Genomic DNA, 12,837 nt, shown 5'->3' on the forward strand with positions numbered 1-12,837 from the left:
ACCGGGGACAGCTCGATCTTCAGTCGAGTGCTCTCCCAGTCTGAGCTAAGGCGGCGCAACTCGACAGATGCACAGGGACACAAAAACCATTTCGAAATCCCGCGCTACGAATCGGCGTACTCGGGTTGTTCCCACCCCGTCACATCGCTCGGGATGAGTTCGCCGTTGACGTGCCATTCCCTCGGTCGGAACGTGATTCCGATGAGCGTTGCGTAGAACCCGGCAACGAAGGCGACGACGATGTTTCCGGGGATGGTCCCGACTCCAGCGCTGGTGACGAATGTCGTGCTATCCGTGTAGGCGGTCAGTTGGATGACCCACGCGGCGAGCATCACGAGGAACAGCGGGAGATACACCCGCCGAAGACGATGGGCCAAGGCCTCCTCGAACGGTATCTTCATGTTCGGTTTGCGGTAGTCCTCACCGAGTTTCTGCCGCCAGTCCTCGTCGACGACACCTCCCTCGGGGTCGAGCGCGTACGCGAACACGTTCTGCTGGAACATCCGCACCCGAGAGCGCCAGATATCGTACGCGCGGAATCGCCGCGCCTCGATAGCGAGGAAGATACACAGCGTCACTACCCCAAGGAGGATGTTGTAATGGGGATGCGTTTGTGCGGAAAACGACCACGTCAGGATACCCGCCATCAACGTAATCGCCCAGTTGCTCGTACGGTCCAGTCGCTCGCGCCACGACTTCATGCGGTGGATTTCTCCACGGTAGAGGTGTGCAAACGACGAACCGGGACCCATCGTCTCGTCGAACACGCCCGCTCCGATATGTGAATCGAGCGGGCCTCCCGACGACTCACGCTCCCCGTCGTCAGACATTGTTGTTCATCTGATGCACAACTGCGGAGAGATAAGAGCCTTCTGGGTTCGAGGGGTTCCTGATGTTGACGGGCTCTACCTCTCGCGGCGGCCGCAGGTGTGAACCGACGCGTCGCTCAGGAGGTGTAAAAAATTCTCAGAAATCGGTTCGTCTGTGTTCGCGAATTACAGGCGCGTGACGTTCGTCGCGCGCGGGCCCTTAGGGGCCTGTTCGATGTCGAACTCCACTTCCTGTCCCTCTTCGAGGTCCGGGCCGCCAACATCTTCCATGTGGAAGAACACGTCGTCGTCCGCGTCGTCAGTAGAGATGAAACCGTAACCGCCAGTGTCGTTGAAGAAGTCAACCTTACCTTTCGCCATTGCCTTTGTATAACGTCCCCACGGACGGTTAATCCTTCCGAATGCGTGTCAATGACTCACAAATTTCTGGAACAACTCGCTGCGACGCAGTCGCTCACGAGGGTGAAAAACGGAAGAAAATTCGTCAGTCTGTGAAGTTACAGCGGATGAACGGAAACCTGCTTAGAGGCGGGTGACGTTCGTCGCGCGCGGGCCCTTAGGGGCCTGTTCGATGTCGAATTCGATTTCCTGACCCTCTTCGAGGTCCGGGCCGCCAACATCTTCCATGTGGAAGAACACGTCGTCGTCCGCGTCGTCAGTAGAGATGAAACCGTAACCGCCAGTGTCGTTGAAGAAGTCAACCTTACCTTTCGCCATTGCCTTTGAATCCAACGACCTCATGCGCATAAGTCTTCTGAAGATGGCGTCAGGGGTGTGCGGATGAACCCTTCGAGGTGCCCAGTCAAGTCAGCTTTTGTACGGGCTTACACCTCGAAAAGTGGCAATCTATAGATAGATTTTTGTCACACTGAATGGACAAATACCCAATCAATGCAAACCCTCCTCGTTACAGTCGATTCGCTGCGTGCGGACCATCTCGCACAGTATGGTTACGAGCGAGACACGATGCCCGCAGTGGACCGATTGGCCGAGGCGGGCACAGTGTTCGAACACGCGTTTTCGAACGGTCCGTACACGCGCATCTCGATTCCGTCGTTCCAGACCTCGCACCATCTGGCATACGAAGCAATGGACGAGTTCCCGACGATTGCATCGATACTCTCCGCGGAAGGAGAGACCAAGACAGCAGTCGTAGGAACACAGACCGGAATCGGACTCGTCGATGGTGACTTTCGATTCGGTGAGACGATTGACCTCGGTCGAGATTCGTACCACGAGAAGGCAACCAGCGAACGGACGCTTCTCGAAGAGCTTCGACACCAAATCAACCGTCCGGCGACGAAGATTAGTAAACTCCTCCAACAGCACGGAAGCGAACGCCTCTACAATGCGTTACGGAAGCCGTACAACGCCCTGTTCAAAGACGGCGGATTCCAGTATCTGGGCTACACAAGCGCCGAACAAGTGACCGATCAGGCGCTATCGTGGCTCGATTCGAACGCCGAGTCGGATTTCTTCCTTTGGATTCACTATATGGAGGCTCACCGTCCCTATGGTGTCCACGATGACGACCCAGCGTATCTCGATGCACCGCTCGGAGAGGACCGAATCAAGGCGTTGATGAAGAAAGCCGGGTTGCAACCGGCGGATGTCACCGAACAGGAGCGACAGTTGTTGGTCGACCTCTACGACTCCGACGTCCGATACTGTTCGCGACACCTCGACCGACTATTCGATGGACTCGAAGACCTCGGTCTCTGGGACGAGTGCAACGTCCTGTTTTCGAGTGACCACGGCGAGGAATTCCGCGAACACGGGGCCTTCTTCCATCGGAATTACCCGTACGACGAACTCACTCACGTGCCGCTTATCGTGAAGACACCGACGGTCGATGCTCCTGAGCGAATCTCGGAGACGAGAGAACTCCTCGACCTCGCGCCGACGATTACGTCGTTCCACCTCTCAGATTCGATTGACCCCGAATTCGAGGGGACACATCTCTTCGAGGGTGACGACCGGACGGTGTTTTCGCTGGGGCAACCCAACGAGATCGCTCCCGCGGTCGCCGTCCGCACCGACGAATGGAGACTCATCGCGAGCAAGGCAGGAGATCAACTCTACGACATTCGGACCGACCCAGACGAACAACGGAACGTTATCGACGACAACCCGGCAGTCGCTGCGGAACTCCGCGACCGCATTCCCGAGCATCTCGTCACGCGCGAGGTCAACCCCCCTCGGGCACCGAAAGACGACGTGGACCGCGAGCAACTGGAAGCACTCGGCTACATGGAACTTCGGGACTGAAGGTCACTTCACGCTTGCACCGCAGACTTCCGAAAACAGAGTGAGACCGGTTACTTGCGCGTCTTCCGCGGGAATCTGGGAACAGCGACTGGTTAGGCCCTAGTCTATCGATACGGTCGTTCTGGTCGACGACTTAGTCGTCATCGTCGTCATCAGTATCGCTCTCGTCGTTGTCGTCCTTCCTTCGTCCCCGTCCCCGTGCTTTTCCTTGTCCCTTGCCACGCCTCTGTCCCCGTGCGTTTCCTCGTCCTCGTCGCGGTTGTGAATCGTCGTCGTTGTCTTCGTCGTCCTCGTCGTTGTCTTCGTCGTCTTCCCTGTCTTTGTCGTCACGGTCGTCTTTCTCCTCCTCGCGCTCGCCTTTTTCTTCGTCTCGCTTTTCTTGCCACTCGTCACGCTTGTCCTGCCACTCGTCTCGCTTTTCTTTTGCCTCTTTGCGTGCTTCGTCGCGGGCTTCCTTCCAGTCGTCTTCTCCGTTGTCGCGTTTTTCTTGCCACTCGTCGCGCTTTTCTTTCCGCTCTTTGCGTGCCTCGTCGCGGTCCTTTTTCCACTCCGGCTTCTCCTTCTTTTTGCCCTTGTCGTCGTTGTCGTTATCTCTCTCGCCTTTTCTTTTCTCGGAGTCTTTCGAGCCATCCCCGTCTTCTCCATCTTTCGGATCTTCGGGCGTCGCTGGTGACTCCGGACTCTCCGGGGAGTCCAAGTCTTCGACGATTTCACAGGTAATCGTCACTGTCTCGTGGAGGTTCAGAGACTGTCGCATCAGTGAATCCCACCCGCCGGAGAGGACGTGCCATGTGGTGACCTCTCCAGAGTAGTACTGCCCGTAGAGCGTTGCAGCGGCGTTGTATGCCGGGTGAATGGTAATCTCGAACTCACCGGAGAGGTAGCCGAGAACGCCGCCGTCTGTTCGACCTCCCCGCCACGTCCAGTCGATGACGTGGTCGCTGCCGCTCACGTTCCACCGGTCGTAGTTCGAGTCAGCCGGTTCACCATCCGGATAGGTGTACAGGTCGTCTTTCACGAGCCAGTCCGCATCGGTGGGTACGCCAGTGAGCCGCCACGTGACAGACCCACCGTCACTGGACCCGCCGTGGAGCGCGACGAGACTGAGCCCATCCGGCCCGTCGTAGAGAAACAGCACCGTCGACGGTTCTTCCAGCAGGTATCCCAGACCGAGCGATTCGTAGTATGGCCCTTCCCCGGGGTCCGTCGCCCCATTGTCGCCACTATACCAGTCCGGAATCCGGAGGTCGTAGAGTTCCTTCACGGGCGTGTCACCCGCGAGCAGGCCGATTTCGAATTCACGGTCGCCCTGTTTCACACGGTATTCCCGGTGTGTTCCTGTCTTTGTGTGCGTTGCTCCGGCCTGGCTACCGAGCATACTCGCGAGGAGAACCCCGCCAGTCAACTTGAGCGCAGACCGTCTGTGTAACGGCCAAGTGCTGCGTTGGTCTGAGGTTCTTTTCATTAGTCCAAATTAGCAAATTAGACGTATTGTTATGTGTAGCTTACAAAATTTCAGAGATGAATCTATCTCATTAAGAAGTTTGAGAATCCCCGGCAACATCGAAGCGAGTTACAGTTGCTGAGACCGCTGGCAAAATCAATGGCGAGTCGTCTTCGGTATACACTGGACTCATCCCGAAATCGGGGTACTTCTCGCCGCCGAGTTACTTTGGTGACGTGGCACGGGTTCAGTTGCCGTGTTTCGCTACTATCCTCCGAGAAATGTGACCCCAGAGACGCGATTCCTCCCGTTCTGGCACAGCCTTCCGTTGGTGGCATGGTCTCTTCTTACTGGTACGGCTATCGCACCTCTGTAGAGGTGAGCGGTCAGCTCGAACACTTCCATACTCCGTGGATAGGCAGTCACACCAGCGTCTGCAACAGTGTGTCCAAAAGCAGTAGTATCGGATTAAGGACGGCTCGTTATGGTTATCAGACAATTATTGATTATCGGCTACTGCAAATACGGTAATACCGGGTCGGTATCGATGGGTCTCGACGCCAAGCTCCGATGAAAGGGCTTCGGCCGATTGTAAACGTGTCAGAGAAGCACACCCCGTCGTAATCACGGTTGGTCAACTCTGTTATGGCGCTTCCCCATCATTTTAATACAATTGTACTAACTAACTCAGCTAGTTCGTATTCTAAATTCAATTAAGGTCTAACGCGGCGGTACTACAATACTTACAATGACTATGTACGGTCTGGGTTCTCGTAATGATTCAGCACCGTCGAATCACGCGAACAGAGTGCGGACCCTGTCGTTTCTCGTCAGACCAGACGAGTAGAACGAGAGCTTCGCGTAGCTACCAGCGGGGCTTTAGATGACTATGTCTGTCGAGAAAGTAGCGGACTGGGCAGCTGAGTCAGTCGGGCCCTCCGAACCGACGGAAGAATTGACACAGGAAACTGTCTTCGAGACACTCAGCTCGGAGCGCCGCCGCCACGTGTTACACTATCTCTTTCAACAGGAACAGCCGGTCACACTCAAAGAGCTCTCGACGCAGATCGCTGCGTGGGAGAACAACACGAGATGCGACTTGGTAACATACAAGGAGCGGATGCGCGTATACACTGCGCTCAGGCAAGCACATCTGCCGAAGATGGTGGACAACAACGTCGTCATATTCGACGAGAAACGGGGAGTAATCGAACCCACAGACGACGCATCAGCGCTCGAAGTGTATCTCGACATCGTCCCACACAATTCGATTTCCTGGAGCAAGTACTACGCCGGTCTCGGGGTATTCAGTCACGGGTTCGTGTTCGCGAACTGGATTGGACTGCCTCCGTTCAGCCTCATCCCCAGTCTGGGGTGTGCTGTCATCGTCACACTTCTGTTCAGCGTTTCTGCCCTCGTCCACGCTGCCAGCGACCGCGAGATGCGCCTCGGTCGGGAGGGCCAACCCCCAGCCTGAAAGGTGACTCAGATGAAAGTTCCTTCGAAACAAACGCTGTTCAACACCCTCTGTGTCGTGGTACTGCTCGCACTCGTCCTCCCGTTTGCCGTTACGGCTGTCCCCCAACTCGTCGGTGCGGATCAGAGCTACACCGTGTTGACGGGCAGTATGCAACCGGCGATTAGTTCGGGAGACGTCATCATCGTACGCGACGTGCCAGCGTCGACTATCGAAACCGGCGATGTCATCACCTACGAATTAGATTCCGGCCGGAGTGACGTCCAGCGACAGACCCACCGTGTCGTCGAGGTCGTCGAACGGGAAGACGGCCGGTACTTTCGGACAAAAGGGGACGCTAACGAGGACCCAGACCAGCGACTCGTCTCCGCTGACACAGTCGTCGGGCGCGTGATGATGACTATCCCGTACGCTGGGCACGTGACGCTATTCGCAAACACGACGACAGGTATCGTCGTCCTCATCCTCGTTCCGACAGTGCTTCTCATCGGTTCCGAGGTTTGGATGCTTATCAGTGCCGTCCGGAAGAGCCGGGGCGGTGAACGATGACGCTGGCACCCTCTCCGAGGACAATACTTCTGGTGCTTGCCGCCATCGTCGTGTTCACCGCGTCGTTCGCGGGTGGATGGACGTTGGCTGGTTTCATCGACACTGAGGAACTCGACGCACAACTCGGCGCAGGGTCGTTCGATGTGCAACTCTCAGAGGTTGGCCCGGCGACGGCAGACAGCACTACCGACCAGAACGATGCTACCAATGTTGAGGATACTTGGGATGACTATTCCCACCCCACGAACGCCACTGGTGAGGTTACCAATACGCTGCAACTCGGACTCATCGAAGCGTCGTCCACCGCCAGCTACGTGAATCTCAACGTCTCGTACCACCAGAACGACACCGAATCCGAGTCGACGAACGACGGCAATGCGACGGCAAAGACGCTCGAAGTCGTTCGGTTCGAGTACAACGGGACGGACCTCACTGGGTCACGGATAACTGATACGAACGGGAACGGCATTGTCGACCTCCACGACGCCTCCAAGGCCGACCTCGACGGGCTAGACGGCTTCACACCGGCTGACTCAACTAATCTCACTATCGCGCTCCGTGGCAACACGAGCTACCACAGCAGCGTTGACAGCGGGGACGGACTCGACTATACCGTAACCGTCCAAGCGGGGGTCAACGACTCTTGGCGCGATGTGAGCGTCTCGAGAAACAATACGATACAGTACGCGGAGTAATCCTATTCACCGGTACGCAGTTTTAATCTCCCGTTTCACTCCGAACCTGGAGCGAGACAAGGGACTACCCCCCACGTTAATAGTTCAATTATCAATGAATTCTAACACCTTTGTATTACTCCCCACAGGATTGTTTAACCACTCTTTGGCTCTCCTCGGTCGAATCATACTCGTACATTCTCTGTCAAATACTGGAGACTAAGTATATTTAAAATTTAAAGACAGGAATATCAGAATATGTCTAATATAAGACTTAACGGCTAGCATATGAAAATATTCCACTAATATAGTGGATAATTGGATGGATTTATGTCCCGTTAATCCGCGTAATAGAACCACATAGTAAATGAGCCTGATAGATAATACGCTAACCAGACGGAGAATCCTCCAGGGTATCGGTGTCGGGGTTTCCGGGGCGTTGATTTCGAATGAAGCAATAGCAAAAAAACCCGCAGACGGTTCGGCCGAACGGCACATCATCGGAACGAAATCCAAACGTGGTAAGCGTGCAGCGCGAGGGCGCGCGAAGGAGGTCGTCAACGAATTGGACTTCGGCGACATCGGGCAGGCGGTCGTCGGCCGGTTCCCGCCGGAGGCGCTTGACGCACTGCGGAACCACGCGGGCGTTCGATATGTCGAACCCGACGGACAAGTCGAGGCCATCGGCGAGTCGCTCCCGTGGGGCGTCGACCGCATCGACGCGGACGTCGCCCACTCTAATGGGGAGACGGGCCAAGGAGCCGACATCGCTATCATCGACTCCGGAATAGACAGCGACCACCCCGACCTGCAAGCGAACCTCGGGACGGGGTACGCAGTCGAAACCTGCTCAGGCTGTGACGAACCGTGGGACGACGACAACAGCCACGGGACACATTGTGTGGGTATCGCTGGCGCTGTTGACAACACTGAGGGTGTCGTCGGAGGTAGCACCGAGGCGACGCTCCACGCAGTCAAGGTAATTGGTGACGACGGCTACGCGAGTGTCTCCGGACTCGCCGACGGAATCCAGTGGACTGCCGACCAAGGGTACGACGTCGGCAGCATGAGTCTCGGCGCGTCCGACAGCTACTCGACACTTCAGGACGCCTGCCAGTACGCCTACGACAAGGGCGTCTTGCTGGTGGCCGCGGCCGGTAACGACGGATGTAGTGGCTGCGTCCGGTATCCTGCGGCGTACTCGACAGTCGTCGCTGTCAGCGCGACGAACAGCGACGACTCGATCGCCTCGTACTCCTCGACCGGCGACGAGGTCGAACTCGCCGCACCCGGCACCTACATCTACTCGACGGTTCCCGGCGGCTACAGCACTAAGTCGGGTACGTCGATGGCCTGCCCGCACGTCTCGGGCGTAGGTGGACTGGTGATGGCTCACGGTCACTCGAACACGGAGGCGCGGCAGATACTCCAGGATACCGCCGAAGACATCGGGCTGTCGAGCGACGCGCAGGGTTACGGCCTCGTCGATGCCGAGGCGGCTGCCAACGCCGCGTCTGATGGCGGTGGCGGGGGCGATACGAACGTCGCCGTTTCGACCGACGGCGCCAGCAGTGTCGGAGAGACCTCTGTCACGTTTAACGGCAGCCTAACCGACCTCGGTGGGGCGTCTTCCGCCGACTGCTACTTCGAGTACCGCGAGACCGGAACGAGTACGTGGTCGACGACGAGCACCCAGACGCTCTCCTCGACAGGCACGTTCAGTCAATCCGTCTCCGGACTCGAGGACGGCGTCGACTACGAGTATCGGGCGGTCGCGGACGCCAGCGACGGCGACACCGACACCGGGAGTTCGGTGACGTTCACCACGACCGACGACCCGCCCGCAGTCACGACGGACTCGCCGACCAACGTCGCGGACTCCTCGGCGACGCTCAATGGTAGCCTCACCGACCTCGGCAACGCGTCGTCGGCCGACTGCTACTTCGAGTATCGCGAAAGTGGAACGAGTTCGTGGTCGACCACAAGCGTTCAGACGCTCTCCTCGACGGGTTCGTTCAGTCAGGACATCTCCGGCCTCTCCACGGGCATCGACTACGAGTACCGCGCGATTACTGACGCCAGCGACGGTGACACTGACACCGGAAGTTCGGTCTCGTTCACCACCTCGACTAGCGACACGAGCGTCGCCGTCGCCACCGACCAGGAGTCGAGCGTCGGCACCTCTTCGGTCACGCTCAACGGTGACCTGACCGACCTCGGCGGAGCATCCTCGGCGGACTGTGCCTTCAAGTACCGCGAGAGCGGGACCAGCACGTGGACGGAGACGAGCGCGCAGACGCTCTCTTCGACCGGTTCGTACAGCGAGTCGATTTCGGGACTCTCCAGCGGTACCGACTACGAATTCTGCGCCGTCGCGGACGCCAGCGACGGCGACACCGACACCGGGAGCACGATCACGTTTACGACCGACAGTAGCTCGGGCGGTAACGCCCCGGCTATCGACAGCTACAGCGTGACTGAGGCTGGCTCGCCGAACCCACACGCCGAAATCACGGCCAAGTGGAGCGTCTCCGACGCTGACGGTGACCTTGACTCGGTTCTCGTCGAGGTGTTCGACTCCTCCGGTAGCCTTGTCGACTCCGCACGGACGAGCGTGAGCGGTGGAAGCGCATCCGGCACTGACAAGTTCAAGTTCAAGCACGTCGGCAAAGCCACGTACGACCTCACCCTGACCGTCACCGACGCGAGCGGCTACAGCGCCACGCAGACGAAGCAGGTCAGTTCCTAACCCGTCCCGCCGAGCATCACCGGGACATTCTTTGTCGCCGTCTCGCCTGCTCAGGGGTTCTCGGAGGTAACCAGCATTTTTTGAGATTGAATGTGCAACCCGGAGCGGCCACTCTCCGTGGTAGGCTACGTAATCGAGAATGGATTGAGTTCTACGGTCAAAAGGACCCACCGGCGGAGTCGAACCACCGTGGTGACGGTCAGACCGGTGTGGGTCGAACGGAAGAGGTTGGTTAGAGAGCGGTTCTTGAGTTAGAACGGGTTGGTCGGCGTCTCACCAGTGTGGTGGCGGCACTGCTCGGCGACAAACTCTTTTTGGAAGTGGAAGGAGTCAGTCTGCACCACGTTGATGTCGATGTCGTCGGTACTAGAGAGACCGAAGCGATTGACAATTTCGTCGGCCAGCGTGATGTTTCCGTCACCGTCAACGTCCACGACATCAACCGTGGTTCCGTCAGCACGCGTGACAGTCTCCCGGTCGGAGGGGAGCTGCGTGAAGCCCTGCCCGGTCGTGCCACCGCGGTCGTTGGAGTCGTCCACGAGTTCCTGCGGGAGGAACCACTCGTAGGCGATGCAGGCGTCGTCGATACACAGCGGAATTTCCTGTGGCGGAAGTTTCCCATTGCCGTCAGCATCCTCGGACAGACAGAAGCTCATGTTACTGATTTCGGCGGGCTTGCCATTCGGGTTTTCTGCCGTGTAGAGGATGCTCTGGTCACCGGAGAGGCCAGAGCCAAGGGCGTCGTCGAACACGTTGCTATCGCCAACGTCGTTGTAGTCCACGTCGACATCGAGGTCTGCGGTTGTCGTCCCGGCGTCCGCTCCGATGTAGGCGCTTGCGCCCTGTGCACCGCCTTTGAGGATGACCGCGCGAACGGGGCCGGAGCTCGTGAACTGGATGCCAACTGCGCCACCTTCCGCTTCGCTCGGGTTCGTGGTGGGAAGCCCGCTAGAGTCGATCCCAATACCAAGGACTTCGATGTCACCACTACCGTCAATGTGCGGGTAGTTCTTCGTCTTACCCACACCCGGAATATCCTCGATTCGCATCTCGTCACTGTTGTCCCCGTCTTCATCGAGGTCGTGGGCGGGCTCGAAGGTAATCCCCGCTTCGGCGAAGGTCGTGCCGTCCACCTCGATGTCGTTAAGGTTGTGACACTGCGGGTTCCCGCTCACGGTGAACTTCTGATTGCTGTCGAGGGTGATCGTACCGTTAGTGCTATCGACGGTTCCCGAAAGACTGATCGACTGGAACGGATTCAGCAGGAAGCCGTCGCGCATTTCCTCGATAAGTCCCCTGAACGAACCCTGGTAGAGGACAACTTCGTCCTCGTCTAACTGGTTATTACAGTTCGCATCGTCCCAGAGTTGGACCCACATGTAGTCGTCCAGTTCGCCGAACTCCCAGACACCTGAGCCGGTGTCCTGGGGCATTTCGGGTTCGATAATGGTGTTCTCGGCGTCGGCGGTAGCACGGTCGTCGTCAGGGTGGTAATCCACTCTAGCCCAGACGAACGCGGGGTTGTCACAGACGTGGAGACTAACGGTACATTCACCCTCGTCGAGGGGCTTGATGTCCAAGAGGTCGACTTGCATCCCCTGGAAGCCGTCGATGAAGCCTGGCTCGTACGTATCATCGACAGTCGGCGAACCGAAGACGTCGACGTCGCCGAAATCACTGTTGGGGAATAACTTTCGAAGGTCGGTTGGGTCGTTCCCCGCATCTTGGATTGCACAGGGGTCCACCGACGTCGTGAGCTCAGCCCATTGCTGTGCGGAAACAGCGGGGTCGTTAGCGAAGTCGTTGTCGTCGTCGTCCACGCGGTAGTCGGGCGCTTGCCCGACCACGAACGTCATGTCGTCTCCATCGACTGGGACTGCCTCGCCATTCGTGTAGTCGCCATCCCGGAGCGGGTCGTCCGGATTCAGCTCGAACCGTTCCCACGGTTTGTACGTGGCACGGTAGTCCAGCATGAGGTCCATCTTCCCGGCTTCGAGCCAGCCGACTTTCTCTTCCACGTCACTAAAGCCGGCAATCGTACCGGCTCCGCCGAGCGCGGCGGCACCACCGATGACACCGAGGCTTCCGAGCACCCGTCGTCTCGATAATTTGATGTTGTCTTCGTTTGGCATGGTTGTCTTGTCCCCCAGTCACCCAACGGAACAACGACACGCGTCCGTTGCGTGAGTGACACCGAACCCGCCCGCTTCGGACGGGTTGGGCCACCGGGGATGTGGCCGAACGTACAACGAAATCACTCATATCTATAGAGCCGCTGATATTTGATATACAGACCCTCAGATACCGATATACTGCGAGTATCGGTTGCTATAGCTCGCCTCAGAAACCACGTGTATTCGTCTATGTCGACTAAACGGGCAATTACCACACCAGTGACTTTCTGTCACTACATCGCGTTCAGTCAGCGGATACGACGGAGGTCTGAACAGATATGCCCCCGTTTTCTCTCTATTCGACGACTTACGTCGTCAGTACCAGTAACCTAATGGCAAGACCTTCTCCGTTGGCGGGCCATGCCGTTCGATCACTTTTGGAAGGACTCAGCCTCCACTTCGTAGTGCTGGTGCTCTTCTCGGTATCGGTAGCTGAGCCCGAGTCAAAAATAGCGACGCCAGAAGGTGTTACGTGATCTTGTGTCGAGCCGAGGAACTGAGGCCGCCTCCCGGATTTGAACGTGGTGAGACTCCGTCTCACCTGCTCACGCTCACTCTGTTCGCGTGAACCTCACTCGCTCACTACGTTCGCTCCCTGGTTCAGAATCCGGTCGGGTCGCATTCTGGATTTCAACGCGACTCGCTTCGCTCGTCGGTTAGAAATCACAGAAA

Annotated in this window: 10 protein-coding genes; 5 read left to right on the top strand and 5 right to left on the bottom strand. The window is 57.7% G+C overall.

What is annotated here, in order from left to right; all coding sequences use genetic code 11:
• Positions 1–104: 104 nt before the first annotated feature.
• The 3 genes from QT222_RS22275 to QT222_RS22285 all read right to left on the bottom strand — a co-directional run bounded on the left by QT222_RS22275 (position 105) and on the right by QT222_RS22285 (position 1,547).
• Positions 105–830 carry a DUF2270 domain-containing protein gene (locus tag QT222_RS22275; protein WP_491478407.1) on the bottom strand — a complete coding sequence of 242 codons (726 nt, stop codon included), beginning with the start codon at positions 828–830 and terminating at the stop codon, positions 105–107.
• 165 nt (positions 831–995) lie between these two features.
• Entirely contained in the window at positions 996–1,190 is a 195-nt protein-coding gene (locus tag QT222_RS22280; protein ID WP_004057909.1) for a cold-shock protein, read from the bottom strand.
• A 162-nt stretch (positions 1,191–1,352) separates the two neighbouring features.
• Positions 1,353–1,547, bottom strand: a complete 195-nt coding sequence (locus QT222_RS22285; RefSeq protein ID WP_004057907.1) for a cold-shock protein — start codon at positions 1,545–1,547, stop codon at positions 1,353–1,355.
• 174 nt (positions 1,548–1,721) lie between these two features.
• Between QT222_RS22285 and QT222_RS22290 the strand changes: the two genes are divergently transcribed.
• Complete coding sequence (locus QT222_RS22290) at positions 1,722–3,098, top strand: sulfatase family protein (protein ID WP_491478408.1); 1,377 nt, start codon at positions 1,722–1,724, stop codon at positions 3,096–3,098.
• 133 nt (positions 3,099–3,231) lie between these two features.
• Here QT222_RS22290 and QT222_RS22295 read toward each other — a convergent pair whose 3' ends face one another.
• The gene (locus tag QT222_RS22295) at positions 3,232–4,416 is read right to left on the bottom strand and encodes a hypothetical protein (protein ID WP_491478409.1); all 1,185 of its coding nucleotides are present in this window, start codon (positions 4,414–4,416) and stop codon (positions 3,232–3,234) included.
• 1,009 nt (positions 4,417–5,425) lie between these two features.
• Between QT222_RS22295 and QT222_RS22300 the strand changes: the two genes are divergently transcribed.
• The 4 genes from QT222_RS22300 to QT222_RS22315 all read left to right on the top strand — a co-directional run bounded on the left by QT222_RS22300 (position 5,426) and on the right by QT222_RS22315 (position 9,991).
• The gene (locus tag QT222_RS22300; protein WP_491478410.1) at positions 5,426–6,019 is read left to right on the top strand and encodes a DUF7344 domain-containing protein; all 594 of its coding nucleotides are present in this window, start codon (positions 5,426–5,428) and stop codon (positions 6,017–6,019) included.
• Positions 6,020–6,031: 12 nt separating this feature from the next.
• Positions 6,032–6,568 carry a signal peptidase I gene (locus tag QT222_RS22305; RefSeq protein WP_004057899.1) on the top strand — a complete coding sequence of 179 codons (537 nt, stop codon included), beginning with the start codon at positions 6,032–6,034 and terminating at the stop codon, positions 6,566–6,568.
• A 32-nt stretch (positions 6,569–6,600) separates the two neighbouring features.
• Positions 6,601–7,263: a hypothetical protein gene (locus tag QT222_RS22310; RefSeq protein WP_491478411.1), complete on the top strand. Its 663-nt coding sequence runs from the start codon at positions 6,601–6,603 to the stop codon at positions 7,261–7,263.
• 346 nt (positions 7,264–7,609) lie between these two features.
• Complete coding sequence (locus QT222_RS22315; RefSeq protein WP_491478412.1) at positions 7,610–9,991, top strand: S8 family peptidase; 2,382 nt, start codon at positions 7,610–7,612, stop codon at positions 9,989–9,991.
• Positions 9,992–10,242: 251 nt separating this feature from the next.
• On the opposite strand, the gene QT222_RS22320 is transcribed toward QT222_RS22315, so the two are convergent.
• The gene (locus QT222_RS22320) at positions 10,243–12,123 is read right to left on the bottom strand and encodes a hypothetical protein (RefSeq protein ID WP_491478413.1); all 1,881 of its coding nucleotides are present in this window, start codon (positions 12,121–12,123) and stop codon (positions 10,243–10,245) included.
• Positions 12,124–12,837 lie beyond the last annotated feature (714 nt).

This window comes from Haloferax sp. s1, assembly GCF_058382125.1.